Origin of the sequence: Acinetobacter pittii, from assembly GCF_034064985.1 — a bacterium.
Classification (GTDB): Bacteria; Pseudomonadota; Gammaproteobacteria; order Pseudomonadales; family Moraxellaceae; genus Acinetobacter; species Acinetobacter pittii_H.
The window spans coordinates 2,812,227-2,827,942 of sequence record NZ_CP139249.1 but is presented as its reverse complement, the minus strand read 5'-3'; the positions used below and the strand labels follow the sequence as shown (position 1 = coordinate 2,827,942).

13 protein-coding genes are annotated in these 15,716 nt (G+C 37.8%); 5 read left to right on the top strand and 8 right to left on the bottom strand.

Annotated features, from left to right (window positions below):
• Positions 1-39: 39 nt before the first annotated feature.
• From SOI76_RS13580 to SOI76_RS13560, 5 genes are all read right to left on the bottom strand, one after another.
• Positions 40-1,587, bottom strand: a complete 1,548-nt coding sequence (locus tag SOI76_RS13580; protein ID WP_104079332.1) for a hypothetical protein — start codon at positions 1,585-1,587, stop codon at positions 40-42.
• A gap of 550 nt (positions 1,588-2,137) precedes the next feature.
• Positions 2,138-2,302: a hypothetical protein gene (locus SOI76_RS13575; protein WP_000854552.1), complete on the bottom strand. Its 165-nt coding sequence runs from the start codon at positions 2,300-2,302 to the stop codon at positions 2,138-2,140.
• A 109-nt stretch (positions 2,303-2,411) separates the two neighbouring features.
• Positions 2,412-3,416: an SUMF1/EgtB/PvdO family nonheme iron enzyme gene (locus SOI76_RS13570; RefSeq protein WP_205668390.1), complete on the bottom strand. Its 1,005-nt coding sequence runs from the start codon at positions 3,414-3,416 to the stop codon at positions 2,412-2,414.
• A complete protein-coding gene (locus tag SOI76_RS13565) occupies positions 3,413-5,089 on the bottom strand; it encodes an arylsulfatase (protein ID WP_104079333.1) in 1,677 nt (558 codons plus the stop codon). Before SOI76_RS13565 ends, SOI76_RS13570 begins: the two co-directional genes overlap by 4 nt.
• 171 nt (positions 5,090-5,260) lie before the next feature.
• A complete protein-coding gene (locus SOI76_RS13560) occupies positions 5,261-5,878 on the bottom strand; it encodes a rhomboid family intramembrane serine protease (RefSeq protein ID WP_002117778.1) in 618 nt (205 codons plus the stop codon).
• A gap of 158 nt (positions 5,879-6,036) precedes the next feature.
• On the opposite strand from SOI76_RS13560, the gene nfuA reads away from it, so the two are divergent.
• Both nfuA and SOI76_RS13550 read left to right on the top strand, forming a co-directional pair.
• Complete coding sequence (gene nfuA, locus SOI76_RS13555) at positions 6,037-6,675, top strand: Fe-S biogenesis protein NfuA (protein ID WP_002117617.1); 639 nt, start codon at positions 6,037-6,039, stop codon at positions 6,673-6,675.
• Positions 6,676-6,840: 165 nt separating this feature from the next.
• Entirely contained in the window at positions 6,841-8,880 is a 2,040-nt protein-coding gene (locus SOI76_RS13550) for a ligand-gated channel protein (RefSeq protein WP_104079334.1), read from the top strand.
• A gap of 22 nt (positions 8,881-8,902) precedes the next feature.
• On the opposite strand, the gene SOI76_RS13545 is transcribed toward SOI76_RS13550, so the two are convergent.
• Positions 8,903-9,910 (bottom strand): hypothetical protein, encoded by a 1,008-nt coding sequence (locus SOI76_RS13545; protein WP_104079335.1) that lies wholly within the window; start codon positions 9,908-9,910, stop codon positions 8,903-8,905.
• 26 nt (positions 9,911-9,936) lie between these two features.
• On the bottom strand, positions 9,937-10,962 hold the full coding sequence (locus SOI76_RS13540; RefSeq protein WP_104079336.1) for an alpha/beta fold hydrolase: 1,026 nt from the start codon (positions 10,960-10,962) through the stop codon (positions 9,937-9,939).
• Between the two features lie 284 nt (positions 10,963-11,246).
• Here SOI76_RS13540 and cynT point away from each other — a divergent pair, with 284 nt between their 5' ends.
• Positions 11,247-11,861 (top strand): carbonic anhydrase, encoded by a 615-nt coding sequence (gene cynT, locus SOI76_RS13535; RefSeq protein WP_032054910.1) that lies wholly within the window; start codon positions 11,247-11,249, stop codon positions 11,859-11,861.
• A gap of 31 nt (positions 11,862-11,892) precedes the next feature.
• Here the strand turns inward: cynT and tesA are convergent, their stop codons facing one another.
• Positions 11,893-12,516, bottom strand: a complete 624-nt coding sequence (gene tesA / locus SOI76_RS13530; RefSeq protein ID WP_016144624.1) for an arylesterase — start codon at positions 12,514-12,516, stop codon at positions 11,893-11,895.
• 44 nt (positions 12,517-12,560) lie between these two features.
• On the opposite strand from tesA, the gene ybbA reads away from it, so the two are divergent.
• Both ybbA and SOI76_RS13520 read left to right on the top strand, forming a co-directional pair.
• On the top strand, positions 12,561-13,253 hold the full coding sequence (gene ybbA, locus SOI76_RS13525; protein ID WP_005802976.1) for an ABC transporter ATP-binding protein: 693 nt from the start codon (positions 12,561-12,563) through the stop codon (positions 13,251-13,253).
• 3 nt (positions 13,254-13,256) lie between these two features.
• Entirely contained in the window at positions 13,257-15,716 is a 2,460-nt protein-coding gene (locus SOI76_RS13520; protein WP_104079337.1) for an ABC transporter permease, read from the top strand.

Sequence of the window (15,716 nt, the reverse complement as noted above, 5' to 3'; positions counted from 1 at the left end):
TAGAAAAAAGCCCAATTCTGGGATTGGGCTTTAATCAAATTATTTTTTAGATGATTTTCTAAAAGGAAGTTTTTCGGTAGCAAAACCATAAATTGCAGCGAAAGGCAGAGCAGTTCGTGCTAAATAAGCGACACGCCATAATCCACCATGATTGGCACCTTCCATCATAAGCTCAAGCGGATGGTCTAATACAGTGTCAGGATTCGCCACAGAAGACTCATTTCTTAAGTCATGAATCCAGAGCGCCGCCATAATGGCATTGGTAGTTTCAGGGCTAAATGCTTCTACATCGAAAAGTTCTGCCCCATTAAAAGCTGCTTTCAATAATGGATTTTTAGTCACTGAATGAGTCGTTGTCGATGGTGCAATATTAATACTGACACGTTGTCCTTGATGACGAGCCAAAATAGCACGCCATTGTTGAATACGTTTTGCCAACGCATAGTTTGGACCTTGTTCAACTACTAAACAGTCGGCAATACCATAGGTTTTTCCATTTTCACATGTAACCAAGTCTTGGTATGGCGCTTGAAAAAAACGATTGAGCGAAAGAGCAGAAACACCTTTTACTGCTAATTTTTGCATTTTTCTGCGGGATTTAAATTTCTCTTGAGCAGCCTCTGCAACTTCTTTTGGTACTGCATAAACATCGGTTGGAGTACACATAAACATAAGGCTTGTATCAGGTTTATGCTCGCTCACAAATTGCATGATGCTATCCATTGCCATGGAAACGCGGACATGCTTTTCACCATCTAAATAGGCGATTGCTGCCAAATCTAACTTTTGTGGAAACTGCACCAGCCACTGCGCTATTTCCGGTAATTGGGTCAGTAAATTTGCACCCAGCTTATCTTTTAACTCAGAAGCTTTTGCTGACGAATCAACTTGTTCAACACATGGTGCAATGAGTGTTGCATTCCCTTGTTGAATCGTATTTAAGATTTTGCCCCAGACTCGTGAGTTTGGTAAATCTACAGCAACAATATTTGCTTTCCATTTGGCTAACCAAGGCAGTGGTCCTGCTTCTGAGGCTGCACCAAACAGCACCATGGTACGGTCAGATAAATCGAACCATTCAGGATGAGCAATAGCTTCACGAAGTGCCTTTGCATGACTTGGTTCAATAATACCAGCTTCTTCCCAGCGTTGAATTTGGTCTAATAAGCTTTGTCCACTCAGCTTTTGTCCTTTATAAGGAACATACCACTCTGGTGCTGCCTCACTTTCACCTTTAAGTTTTACTGTATAAAGAGGAGTAGATGAAGCAATATGAACGGCATCTTTTAAAAGGTAGTGTTTACCATCACGATAATAATCAAAAATATGGTGAGCTTTATGCAATCCTTGCTTCGCAATAGTAATTGGGTTGTTGATATTAGAAATCCCTTGTTTAACAAGAGCTTTAAAATATAAGGGATAGTTTTTTCGCCAGTTTTTTTCATTCAACACTTGTTGTGCGGTTTTATTATCTACAATAGATAAAGCCTCGGATAAAATCTCTTGACCTGTAAGGGATGTACTTTGTTTTTTTGTTGAGGCGTGTACCGGAAATTGTAGACCTTCGACTTGACTTGTGCTGGACATAAAATATCTCGTTAATACGACTGGGTTAATATACAGATGTATACATTATCTATGCCAATGAAAGGAAACGAGTGGCAATAACTGACAAAATAATATTAATTATTTATGTGATGAAACATGAAAGAGAAAGTTATTATGATAAATTCATCTCATTTTGGCCTTAATTTTTTTCACATTTTTAGAACATTTTTATAGACTTACGTTACATAAATGTTTATTTTGTATTAAGCAAATACATCAGTTTTAACCTGAAGGTAAAATGTTCAAAATGTATCAATAATAGAGATACAGTAATGATTAAAAAATAGACTTTTTTCTTAAGTAGTAAGAAAAGTCAAACGGAATAAGAAAGAATTGGGGTGAAACTAGATAGAAGACAACGTAAGATTGTCTTTTAAAAATCTTGGGGATATGGTGATTTTTTTACACCATAATTTTCTAGTTTCATCCCATCTAATTTGGGCTTGGAACCCTCTATTGAGTATTCAATTACTTAATTGAACTCTATTTCTTTAGAGTAACTTAAAAATTACTCTAAAAGAGGGAGTTTCTAACAACGTCCTTTTTTAGCTTGTCCTGGTGGGCAAAAGCCTCCTGGATGTCCGTAATATGGTGAATCTGGGTCAATCACAATACTACCTTCGGGAGTATGGACTGCACAGGCTGATAGTGACATTGTGAAAATTGCTGCGGCACAAAGAAGTAAAGTTTTCATCTTGTTCTCACTTTTTTATCATTCTCACTTGTACTATAAAAATATTTTGATTATTTTTCGATCTAATTTTGGTTAAAAAATATCTTTAATAAGTCTAATTAAGAAGAAATTAAGGAGACCGTAAAATAGTTCGAAATCCAACATGTGTTGCAGCTAAATCAAAATCTTGCGGGTAGCGGCTACTGCTACGATAACGTGAACAATAATTTTGTGCACAAAGAAAAGATCCGCCCTTAATTACATATTGTGTGCTCGCAATTTGTTGTCGTCGTAAATCAGAATAATTTCCCATATGCTGGTCATGAGCACCTTGATACGGAGATGATGTCCATTCCCATACATTTCCAATCATATCAAATAGTTTGAAATTATTTGATGCAAAACATCCAACGGGTGCTACATCTTTAAAGTGGTCTTGATTTAGATTTTGAAAAGGGAATTCACCTTGCCAGTAATTGGCTTGTGGATGTTGATGTTCATCCGTAGGAGCTTTATGTAAAGGCGTATCAGTTTTTGAATTGGCTTTAGCTGCATATTCCCATTCTAGTTCTGTTGGTAAATCACGTCCTAGCCACACTGCATAATGTTCAGCATCATTTTTACTCACATACCTTACAGGCTCATTAGGGTTTGCTACAGCACCCGTACTCCCGTTTGGAGTTTTCCATGTATATCCAGATTTTAGTTGCCACCATTGCTGTGGATGATCAGGATCTGGTGAAAAAACAGCGGCCTGCTTTTGTTTTTCGGCATCTGTAATATAGCCAGTTGCTTTTACAAAACTTGCAAACTGAGCAACGGTAACTTCTGTCTGATCAATCCAGAATCCTTTGACTTCGCGCTGCTTTTTTCCAAAATTAAGTTCATCCGGATAGGCCTTTTCAGAACCAAAGTTAAAATCTCCATCGGCAATTAAAACCATTCCTGCTGTAGGCTGTTTGAGCCAATCCTGAGGCAGACCAGTATAGTTTTGACACTTTTCAATAGACCCTAAATCAGCTAAAGATGTTTGCTGTTGCTTTGAAGGTGTTGATTCAAAAACTTGTGAGGATTGACTACAGCCCGTCATAATAGACAGGCTGATTGTGGTAACTAAAAATGGCTTCAATTTCATTTGGCGTTATATTCCTGCACGCCATTCTTTTCAGTATATTTTTGATAAACCGATAAGAGCTCTTGTACTTTAGCAGGATAAAGCTGAGCAACGTTTTGTCTTTCCCCTCGATCTGTTTTAATGTTGTATAGCTCCCATATTCCTGTGCCCAATTCAGGTCGTCCTTGAAGAGCGATTTTCCATTCACCTTGTTTTGCATATTTGCTGCCATGTAACTCATCGGCAAAACTAAAATTTTCGGGGCGAATCGTGGTTGTTTTATTTTCAAGCAAAGGTTTCCATGAAATCCCGGATGGAGTGTTAATGGTACGACCATTATATTGGCCTTGAGGCAAGGGAATATGAGCATATTCTAGTAAAGTTGGGAAAACATCGAGTACCGATGCAAAGCTATGATTAGTTTGTTCTGCTTTTTTCTGATTCGGTAATTTCACAATGGCAGGGGCCGTAGTTGCTCCTTCGCCCGCTGTATCCTTCCATAAATGAAAAGGTGCCGCGCTGACCTCGGCCCAACGTGGCCCAATATAGTGATATGAAGTAGGTGTGCCAACATTGGCTACCGAGTTATCAAAACCAGATTCACTACCATATCCGCCACGTACAAAACCTTCCGCACCATTGTCTGAAACAAAGAAAATTAAAGTATTGTCATAAAGATTATTTTGTTTGAGATATTGAATAATGCGGCCAACATTGGCATCAAGATTTTCTACCATGCCCGCATAGATTTCCATTTTACGGGCTTCGAGTGCCCTTTGCTCGGCTGTTAACTCATCCCATTTTCCATATTTTTGTGGGGCATTTTGAGTCGCAATTGGTTCTGCTGCATCAAAGTTTGCAGGAATAATTCCAAGCTGTTTTTGTCTAGCAATGCGGGCATTACGAATTGCCTCGTAACCTACATCATAAACTCCGCGATATTTTTCACGATATTCGGCTGGGGCTTGAATTGGCCAGTGAGGCGCTGTGTAGGCAGCATAAGCAAAGAATGGTTTGCCACTATTTTTGCCTGAATCTAAGTAGCTCAGTAATTTATCGGTGAAATAATTTGTCGAGAAAAAGTCATCAGGCAAAGCTGAAACAGGAATAACTTGACCATCTTCTGTATAAGTTGAATTTCGTTTAAACGCACTTGGGGCTTGCTTAAAGTGATGGTCTAAACCTTGTAATAGAGTAAATGAATGATCAAAACCTTTTGCATGTGCATTGGTTTCAGGTGTTAAGCCTAAATGCCATTTACCACTAATGTACGTGCGGTAACCATTGTCTTTAAGTACTTGTGCGATGGATAGCGAACGGTCATTTAAATACCCTTCGTAGCCTGGTTGTCCTTTCAAATGTTCTGGTGTGAGTTCAGCCATTGCACCGATACCAGCTAAATGATGATCAGTACCGGAAATGAGTTGAGAGCGTGTTGGAGAACAAGTCGGGGCAGTATGATAATCCGTTAAAAGGCGACCTTCTTGAGCCAAACTATCAATATTAGGGGTGTGAATTTCGCCACCAAAAGCCCCTAAATCTGAATAACCTAAGTCATCAGCCATAATAAATAAGATATTCGGTTGCTTAGGCGTGCTTACAACATTTTCTTGATTATCGTTGTCATTACATCCAGCCAAAGATAAGCTAAATAAGGCAATAGAAAGGCTAGATAAAATTGCTTTGTACTTCATTGTATCATCTGAATTATTAAAAGAATTGGCATGAGTTTAATCAGATGATTTTTGCAAACAAAACAACGAATTGATCAAAGAAAATCAGAAAAAAGACTGAGAATTTATGCAGATAAATAAATCAGAAAAATAGAAAAGCCCATAACGGGCTTTTTCTTAGATTTATATGCTTCAGAAAGGAAGGCGAGTAAGCTGGTCTAAGAAATGTGGAATAACTTTTGGCTCAAGTAAAATGGTTACGATGATCCCGTAAGCTGCCCCCCATAAATGTGCACTATGGTTAATATGGCTATTACCGCGCTTACCAGCCCAAATACTATACGCCACATATAAAATAGCGAAAATAATAGCGGGTACAGGAATGAAGAATACAAAAATCAGCTTCCATGGCTGGAACAAAATATAAGCAAATAAAACTGCCGAAACAGCCCCTGAGGCACCTAGGCTGGCCCAATTTGCATCATTTTTATGTTGTAAATAGCTTGGCAAAATCGCGAAGATTAAGCCCCCTAAGTAAAACAACACAAAACCCATGTCGTAAAAATATTGGCGATAAAAGCTTTCAATAATACTGCCAAAGAAAAATAGGGTAATCATGTTGAAGAGTAGATGTGTTCCATCAGCATGAATAAAGCCATGAGTAATGAATCGATCAATTTGTCCGCGTTGCATTGCAGGCGGCCAAAAAATCAATCGGTTCATTACATTTTGATTGCTAAAAGCAAGTAAAGAGATAATGACAGTAATAATAATAAGAGTAACTGTATGGTTAAACGGCAAATGCAACATAAGAAATATTTAAAAAATGATCAATACTGAGGTCAATAATGCCATTAAAAACTTAACTTGAAACCCTGTTGTGTATAAATCCGACAAATTTAGTTGATTTTTTTTAAATCTACCTCATCTTCGGTTAATATAAAGGCATCAGCTTGAGGAATATTGTTATGTCGACTGAGAACACCAACACTGCTGTTGCAGAAGAAATTCCAAACCTTTTGATTACACCATCTGCACAAGAGTATTTGCACGATTTATTAACGAAGCAAAATACTCCGGGAATTGGCGTTCGAATTTTTGTTGAGCATCCAGGTACGCCACGTGCCGAATGCTGTATGGCATATAGTGCGCCAGAAGAAGTGATTCCAACAGATTATAAACAGGACTATCCTGATTTTCCTGCGTATATTGATGCGCCATCTATTCCTTATCTTTTAGATGCCGTAATCGATTACAATAAGGACCGTTTTGGTGGTCAACTCACTTTCCGTGCTCCAAATTCTAAAGTTCCACGTGTTGGTCCAGATGCTTCGATTGAAGAGCGTATTACTTACATTCTTCAAGCAGAAATTAACCCAGGTCTTGCAGGGCATGGCGGAAATTGTAGCTTAGTAGAAGTACAAGATGACCCAGAACACGGTTTAACTGCTGTATTAAAATTTGGTGGTGGTTGCCAAGGCTGTTCAGCAATTGACGTTACCTTGAAACAAGGTGTAGAAACTACTTTAAGAGAGAACATTCCTGAACTTCAACGTGTGGTTGACCAAACTGACCATACACAAGCAGAAGGTGCTTATTTCAAATAATCAAATTATTTGAAAAGTGAAATAAAAAAGCCTCGTAATGAGGTTTTTTTATGGCTCTATAATTGAAAATAATTATCAATATTATTTATTTTTTTATTTAAATTTGTTACATTTGTTTAAGTAAAACTTAATATTTATTCATAATTTAATATATTGGAGTAGGGTATGACGAAGAGTGTTTTCCAATCTGTATTATCAATTTCGGTACTTACAGTAATGTTTCCTGTGGCTTATGCTGCTGAAAGTGAAAATATTTTAGTTGATTCTTCCATAAAAAATAAAAAAGAAAATGAAGTGGCACAACTAGAAAAAATTGTCGTAACAGCAAGTGGTTTTGAACAAAATATAAAAAAAGCAGCAGCTTCGATTTCGGTCTTAACTCAAGATGAAATTAATAAAAAAGCATATCGTGATGTAACTGATGCTCTAAAAGATGTCCCTGGTGTAGTTGTTACAGGTGGTGGAAGCTCATCTGACATCAGTATTCGAGGAATGGGAAGTGCATATACCGTTATTATGGTCGATGGTAAGAAAGTAAATACACGTTCTGTGCGACCAAATAGTGATAATTCAGGTATTGAGCAAGGTTGGTTACCGGGAATCGAAAGTATCGAACGTATTGAGGTTATTCGTGGCCCAATGTCTGGTCTATATGGTTCAGATGCGATGGGTGGTGTGATTAATATCATCACTAAAAAAGTTGCAGATGTTTGGAACAGTTCGGTTAAGTTAGACACAACAATTCAAGAAAATAATAAATCTGGAAATCTTTACCAAGCCAATACTTATGTGTCGGGACCTTTAATTAAGAATTTACTTGGTTTAAAAGCCAATGGCACATTTTCACAAAGAGATGAAGATGAAATTATTGGTGGTTATAACAAACAAAAAATTCGTGCGGGAGGAGCGACTTTAAGCTTAACTCCTAATGATCAACATACCATCGAGCTTGAATACCAGCGTTCTATCCAAAATCGTAATGCCACAATAGGTAAAACAGTTTCACCTATTCAAACTGGTCGCAACCCACCAGTAGATTCATTAACAGACTATTATCGTACAGAATATAGTTTAACGCACCGTGGTGACATCGGTCCTGTAAAGACTCATTCTTATATTCAGCGCGAAGAAAATAAGAACCCATCTAGAAATATGGAAGCTGTAAATACTACATTTAACACGCTTAACCAGATCACACTTGCAAATCATGCGCTTAGCGTGGGTGGAAGTTATCTAAAAGAAGAATTAGATGATTTAGGTAACCAGTTAAAAGTGGGTGGCTCACAACCTGTTTCTAATTTAGATCGTTATAGCTGGGCGTTATTTGCAGAAGATGCGTGGAATATTATTGATCCTTTCACTTTAACAATGTCATTACGAATGGATCAAGATGAAAAATTTGGAGATCATTTCAGTCCTAAAGTCTACGGTGTATGGACTTTAAACGATAACTGGATTATTAAAGGCGGTGTATCAACAGGCTATAAAACCCCTGCACTAAGGGCCACAGTAGCAGAATGGGGGCAAGCTACAGGTGGCAGCAGTTCGGCAGGAGTAATTGTTGGCAATCCAAATTTAAAACCTGAAAAAAGTACCAACTATGAGCTATCATTCGCGTGGGATAATTTAGATAACTTGAATGCTGGCTTAACGATTTTTAACAGTGAATTTAAAGATAAAATTACCGAAGTTAGAACGTGCTCAGGAGATGCAGGTGCTCGCGAGTGTAAGTGGTTAGGTCTAGATTTTGATTTTGTGAGTCAACGCACAAATGTGGATAAAGCCAATATGAGAGGTGTTGAAGCGACATTTGGTTGGTTAATTTCACCAGATTTAAAAATGAATGCCAATTATACGTATACCGATACTGAGCAAAAAAGTGGTCAATTTAAAGGTCAGCCTTTAAATGAGATGCCGGAACATATGTTTAATACCACTTTAGATTGGCAAGTTAATGACTTAGTCAATATGTGGAGTCGTTTGAATTTCCGTAGCAAAACTTCAGAATATTTAAGCCGTACCTCAATGGCTGAAGGAAAGCCTGCTTATGGACTGGTTGATGTTGGTATGAACTATAAACCGACTGACAAAATACAAGTTGCGGCAGGGATTTATAACTTATTTGATAAAGACATTGATGTGGCAACTTATAATTATGTTTTAGACGGACGTCGTTATAATTTAGGAATTATTTATAAATTTTAATTAGTTAAATAACAAAGGCGCTTTAAGCGCCTTTGTTATTTAAAATATCTAATGTTTTTTCAGAATAATAAAACTTTTCCAGGTAAATACGGGCACGGCGTCTTAAATGTCCGGTTGTGACTAATTGTTGTAGTACGGGTACAAGCAATGCGGTCAGTTCATGCTTCACTAAACTTTCGTCAATATTGAGGTCACGAAGTAACAAGTGAAAATTACGTTCCTGATTACGGACATACCAAGTATAAATGCCGTCATGTACTTGTTGTTTTAAATAATCGGTTTGACGAATGTAGTCCCAGATTTCATACCCTAAACCCACAGTTTTTGATAAATCCTGAACCTCTACATAATTTTTTAAAACAGAAAGCGGCATGGCTTTAACTTTATGCCAAACATTTGCCTGAAAATGGTAGAGCTTATCATTGTCAAAATGTTGATTTAAAACACGCTCACTCATCTGGCTTAATTTTAAAATATTCTTTTGCAAATAATGATTAATCGTGTCGTCCAGATTTGAGTCAGTTACTGTTTCTAAAACAGATTTACCCATTTTCATGAAACGACCTACACCTGGTACACGCTTTGACATTGATTCATCTAAATAATCATGCATTGTTTGCTGAATTAGTTGCGTTAGCAGGGCTGAAAAGGCAGGGTTATTCACAATCGTTTTAATCAGTTTTTTACGGTGCTCTTCTTTACTTGCAACGTATTGTGCAATTCGGTCAATCGTTAGAACAGGAATAACATCTTCAACAGTTGCCGTGTCATTTGCAGGATGGATCAATGCAAAGCGAATATGCTCAGCAATTTGTTCAATCAGAAAATTAGAAGCAGGCGTGTTTAAAATCTGCTTCTGAATGAGCTTTTGAATTTGTTCAAAAGTCCACAGATGTTGTAATTGCCGACTCCCCAACCAATGATAAAACTGCTCAAACTCTTGTTGAATCACCTGAGTCTGAGCAAATTGCTCATCTAAAAAATCTAGATGAGCTTCAATAAGTTTTTCAATAAGTGGTTGGGTAGACATAAGGTCTCACAAGTTTGAAGTTTTATTTAAGGCGTAGTCGTTTTTAAAGACTGATTTGTTTCTACTTTAAGTAAAAACGGTAGATATTGTTGCATAACCAACTGTTCAGCTTCCAATATTGGCATATGGCCTACATTTTCTAAAATAACAGGAGGCTGAGCATTCTTTAAAAGTCGTTTTAGTTCACTTGCGACTTCGACATTAATAATTTTATCTTGTTTACCCCATAAAATGAGCGTCGGTGCATCAATTGTTTTGGTAAGTACTGCAAATGAATCTGGCGTATAAACCTTATTAAGTGCAATTAGTTGATCAACCAGTTTTTGTGTTTGAGGCGCCTGATCAATCATCAATTTTTCTTGAGCTTGCAAAAACTCTTTAGGAATAAATGGAGGATTAAACATGGTTTGTTTTAATAAATAATTAAAGTCGCCTTTTTTAGATACTAAAAGTTGTTTTAGATAGGTTGGATCTTTGAGATAAATTGTGTTGGCTGAACGAAAAATACCGCCGCTATCTACCAAGAATAGACTTTTTGTTTCAAATGGGTATTGTCCAGCATAGAGTAGGGCAATAGAGCCGCCGAGTGAATGTCCAGCAATATGGATTGGGCCTTTTAAATTTGCAGCTTCCACAAATCGACGTAATTTTTCTGCAAGATTCGGAACCGAATAGTCAAAGTCTTGAGAAACGATAGTTTCACCGCTACCCGGTAAATCCGGAATAATAACATGGTAGTTTGTGGTGAGATAACGAGCCACTCGGTTCCAGTTATCACGACTGCCCGCTAAACCATGAATGAGTAGTAAAGTAGGCTTTGTGCTAGAGCCACCTTCACTATACGACCAAGTGATATCGCCGACCTTTAGACTTTTGCTTTGTAGTCCGGCCCAACTACGCTCTTGCTGTAATATTGTTTGAAAGCTGACATCAATATTATCGGCTGCCTGCACTTGGGAAATGCTCATGACTGACAATACGCTACAAGCCAAAGTCAGGGCGGTAGCAGTTTTTTTCATAGAGGCTTTAATTGATGTGGACAGCCTTGCCATAGATTTCATCCTTGATGCTTAAGCGAGTTTGAAAAATTATTGAAAAACTTTGCCAATGAGTCATTTGCCAAATGTTTGGAATGAAGAAAATTATAGTCAATCCAACAACCAAAGTATGTCTATTTTTTCGCTAAATAGCAGGGAATTTGCTATAAAATCTACATTAAATAAGATGACGTATTTTTCATTTTTTTCATGACAAAGGATTTATTTTTTGTCAGTGACATTCAAATTTTGACACATTAAAATGATTTCTAACCTTGAAAAAACAATGGAAATATAAAATGCCTACTGCGCAAGAAGTTTTAGATCGTCTGAAAGCTGGTAATCAACGATTTGTAAATGGAAATACTTCCCTTGCAAAAACCTTATCGCATCATGAACGTGCTGAAATGGCCAAGGATCAAAATCCGTTTGCAATTGTATTAGGCTGCTCAGATTCTCGTGTTCCAGCAGAAATGGTATTTGATCAAGGTCTTGGTGACTTATTCGTAATTCGTGTTGCAGGTAATGTGGTTGCACCTTCACAAGTCGGTAGTGTCGAGTTCGCGGCAGAGCGTTATGACTGCCCGGTTGTAGTTGTATTAGGACACAGTCATTGTGGCGCAATTCAGGCAACAATTGATACGTTAATGAACCCTGATCAACCGCCATCATCTAACTTAATGTCGATTGTGAACCGTGTTCGCCCATCAGTTGAAATTTTAATGCAGACTGATTTGAAAAATGATTTGAAAAAACTTTCATGTCATGCGGTACGTTCAAACGTTTTTGCTTCGGTCAATCAATTACGTCATGGTTCAAGTGTGCTTGAAAGCTTGATTGAAAAAGGTGAGTTGATTGTTGTTGGTGCAGAATATTCACTTGAAACTGGTGAAGTTACTTTTTTTGATTTCTGATCAAAATAAAATATTTAAAACTAAAAGGTGCCTATAGGGCACCTTTTATATATGGATAAGCTAAATTAACTAGTTTTGACTGTGCTTGAGCATTTGGATGAATTAAGTCATTTTGCATAAGCTGTTTTTGACCAGCAACACCATCTAGAAAAAACGGAAGTAATTTCACCTGATATTTTTGGCTGACAACTTTATAGTTATTTTCAAAAGCTTTGCTATACGCAGCCCCATAATTTGGCGGAATTTTCATACCAAAAAGAATAACTTTGGCTTTTTGTTTTTGGCTTAACTGAATGAGCTGATCCAAATTCTTTTGGATCATTTGAGGCGGTTGACCACGCAAGCCGTCATTCCCGCCTAATTCAATCACGACCACATTGGGCTTATAGGTCTGCAATAATTTAGGTAATCGAGCTAAAGCACCGCTAGTCGTTTCTCCACTAACACTTGCATTGACCACTTTGTGTTGTTTGGGATACTGTTGGTCTAAGCGTTTTTGCAGTAATTGTACCCAACCTTGTTTGGGATCAATTCCGTAACCGGCACTAATACTATCTCCTAAAATTAAAATAGTTTTCGCCGATACAAGCATAGGCAGCATACTTAATGAGATAAGCATGATGCTTTTAGAACCAATCAAAAAAGATTTATACATTTGTACTTCGACCCTGATTCTGAATACATAGGACTTTTCACATCATGCCACAACCCATCATTGCTGCCCATCAAGTTACACAAACTATTCAGATTAACCAAAATCAGTTTACGATTTTAAAAGATATTGATTTAGAGATTTTTGAAGGGGAACAGGTAGCAATTACGGGACGTTCCGGCTCAGGTAAATCAACCTTACTAGGAATTTTGGCGACTTTAGATCAACCGTCTGAAGGCGAAGTCTGGTTGTGTGGTCAAGCTGTTCATCAGTTAACAGAGGAACAACGTGCCCAAATCAGAATGCAGCATATTGGTTTTGTATTTCAGTCTTTTCAACTTCTGCCTCAGTTGAGTGCGCTTGAAAATGTGATGTTACCTTTACGATTACGTAAAGACTTTGATTATAAAACAGCTGAGAAAAAAGCTTTAGATTGGTTGCATCGAGTAGGGCTGAGTCGTCAAGTTGAACAAACGCCTAAAGTCTTATCTGGTGGCGAGCAACAACGTGTGGCAATTGCACGCGCTCTTATCGCAGAACCACAAATTATTTTTGCGGATGAACCGACTGGAAACCTAGATGGTCAGACGGCTCAAGAAATCGAAAGCTTACTCTTTGATTTAAACCGAGAGTTAGGTACGACTCTGATTTTGGTGACCCACGATCGTAATTTAGCAACCCTATGTCAGCGTCATGTTGAGTTAGATGATGGACGACTAAAGACAGTACAGGGTGGTTAAACTATGCGTAATCTTCTTAAGCCTCTGTTGCTACAAAGCTTTCGTACTGGTGGATTATATCTACTCATTATTGCTTTATCGCTTGCGATCAGTGCAACAACTGCCCTGAAATTTAGTAACGACCAAGTTAAAAATGCAGTAAGTCTGCAAGCTTCTCAAATGCTAGGTGCTGATTTAGTTCTGTCGAATAATGAGCCTATCGAACAGTCGTGGAAAAAAAGGGCAGAGCAGCTTGGTTTAAAACAAACTAATGTCACGATATTTAGCTCGATGGCTCATACACAAGATCAGTTTGTCATGGTGAATGTAAAGGCAATTGAGCCTTTATTTCCACTCAGAGGACAGTTGGAAATTGAACCAAACGCTAAAGCGATTCAATCTGGTGAAGTTTGGCTAAGTCAAAGAGCAGCCGATTTACTTAAAGTAAAGCGAGGAGATACTGTTTCTATTGCTGATGGCAGCTTCCATTTTAGTGGCGTGATTTTGCGTGATTCAAATCAGGAACTCGGTTTTTCAGGCTTTTCTCCAACCGTTATTATTCATCAAGCTGATATTGCTAAGACTCATGCGATTCAGACAGGGAGTAGAATTGACTATCGTTTATTGATGGCGGGTAGCCCTGAACAGGTTCAGACATTTTCAAAGCAATTTAAGCAACAGCATCAAACAGCTAAAGATGCAGATGAAACTACGGGTTTACGTTTGCGTGATGCAAGTGAATCAAACAGTAGATTATTACGTCCGCTTGAAAACCTAGATACCTTTTTGCAATTAGCTAATATTTTAACGATTTTATTATGTGGTATTGCCATCGCTCTAACGAGTCAACGTTATGTGCAACAAAACCAAGATCATATTGCGCTGATCAGATGCTTAGGAGCCAGTAAGTTCCAAATCTTGTGGGCATATATTGGATTACTTAGTGTTGTCAGTGCGATTTCAATTGTGTTGGGCAGTCTATTAGGTTTAATTATGGGTTATGGCCTGCTCCAGCTTATGCTGCAATTAATACCTCAATTAGAGCTAAGTTTTTCGGTCATACCACTTTTAGTTGGACCTTTACCAATTGCTATTTTTACGAGTGTGATCGTACTGCTTGGTTTTATTTTGCCAAGCATTTGGGAATTGTTAAATACTCCTCCCATCCGTGTTATTCGCGAGCAAGCCAAATCTCGCAAATCTTTATTCTTTATGTTTTTTGCTGGCATTAGTAGCCTGATCGTTTTTAGTTTGGTGTTGAGCGAAAACTTAATGCTCAGCATTCTGGTTTTGGCAGCCATTATTGTTCTTTGTATTTTGCTTTATACCGTTGTTTGGCTATTGCTTCGTAGCTTAAAAAAGCTGAAAAATCGTTTGTCTTTTTATATTCGTTCCCCATCACAGAGTGCCTTACAAATTACCGCATTGGCTTTAGGCTTAAGCCTCATTACGGTACTCAGTGTATTAAGAACAGATTTATTGGAGCGTTGGCAACAACAACTTCCCGAAGGAACACCGAATCAATTTGTTTATGGATTGCCTCCATTCGATTTAAAAGCCTTTGAGCAACAGTTAAAGCAACATGGTTGGCAAAGCACACCGTTATATCCAAATATTCGTGGCCGACTGGTAGCCAAGAATGATGTGCCTTTTTCAGAAGAGGCTATAAAGCAAAACAATTCTTTGCGCCGTGAACTGAATTTGACTCAATCAAATCTACTACCAAATGACAATGTCATTACAAATGGTCAAACTCAATTTAATGATGTAGGGCAAGTTTCAGTTGAAAGTAAAACTGCCGAAAGTTTAGGAATCCAAATTGGAGACAAACTTACCTTTAGTCTGCCAGAAGGGACCTTGCAGGCCAAAGTTGTGAATTTCCGGAGCGTAGAGTGGGAAAGTTTTAGCCCTAACTTTTTCTTTATTTTTTCACCTAAAACCTTAGACGAAAATGCTGGAAGTTATTTAGGTAGTTTCTATGTGCCTAAGCAAGATCAACCAAAAATGATCAATATTATTCAGCAGTTCTCAAATACCGTATTTATTGATGTTGATCGGATTTTAGATGAAGTAAAGCGCTTAATGAATGTTTTGGTCAAAATAGTAACTGTTCTAGCGGCATTAGTCGGTTTTTCTGGAATACTCGTTTTAATTGCTTGTCTAAATTTATTAATGGATGAGCGACGCCGTGAAGTTGCTTTACTACGCTCATTTGGTTTATCTAAAAATAAAATGAAGCAAATGCTCAGTTTTGAGATTGGGTTTTTAGGTCTGTTAGCAGGCATAGTTGCCTGCTGTTTTGCAGAAGTGATTAGTGCGATCGCAAGTTATAAAATGAATATGGCAATACAGTGGCATATTGAAATATGGCTGATTTTACCTCTTGGCATGATGCTGGTTTGTGCCTTGATTGGTCGTTATCGACTAGGCTATCTCTGTAATTTACCACCTTTACAAAGTTTAAGAGAATTAAACCAATTGTAG

Coding starts and splice junctions, on each gene's coding strand:
- SOI76_RS13580 (WP_104079332.1), bottom strand. CDS start 1,587: ATGTCCAGCACAAGTCAAGTCGAAGGTCTACAATTTCCGGTACACGCC.
- SOI76_RS13575 (WP_000854552.1), bottom strand. CDS start 2,302: ATGAAAACTTTACTTCTTTGTGCCGCAGCAATTTTCACAATGTCACTA.
- SOI76_RS13570 (WP_205668390.1), bottom strand. CDS start 3,416: ATGAAATTGAAGCCATTTTTAGTTACCACAATCAGCCTGTCTATTATG.
- SOI76_RS13565 (WP_104079333.1), bottom strand. CDS start 5,089: ATGAAGTACAAAGCAATTTTATCTAGCCTTTCTATTGCCTTATTTAGC.
- SOI76_RS13560 (WP_002117778.1), bottom strand. CDS start 5,878: ATGTTGCATTTGCCGTTTAACCATACAGTTACTCTTATTATTATTACT.
- nfuA (WP_002117617.1), top strand. CDS start 6,037: ATGTCGACTGAGAACACCAACACTGCTGTTGCAGAAGAAATTCCAAAC.
- SOI76_RS13550 (WP_104079334.1), top strand. CDS start 6,841: ATGACGAAGAGTGTTTTCCAATCTGTATTATCAATTTCGGTACTTACA.
- SOI76_RS13545 (WP_104079335.1), bottom strand. CDS start 9,910: ATGTCTACCCAACCACTTATTGAAAAACTTATTGAAGCTCATCTAGAT.
- SOI76_RS13540 (WP_104079336.1), bottom strand. CDS start 10,962: ATGGCAAGGCTGTCCACATCAATTAAAGCCTCTATGAAAAAAACTGCT.
- cynT (WP_032054910.1), top strand. CDS start 11,247: ATGCCTACTGCGCAAGAAGTTTTAGATCGTCTGAAAGCTGGTAATCAA.
- tesA (WP_016144624.1), bottom strand. CDS start 12,516: ATGTATAAATCTTTTTTGATTGGTTCTAAAAGCATCATGCTTATCTCA.
- ybbA (WP_005802976.1), top strand. CDS start 12,561: ATGCCACAACCCATCATTGCTGCCCATCAAGTTACACAAACTATTCAG.
- SOI76_RS13520 (WP_104079337.1), top strand. CDS start 13,257: ATGCGTAATCTTCTTAAGCCTCTGTTGCTACAAAGCTTTCGTACTGGT.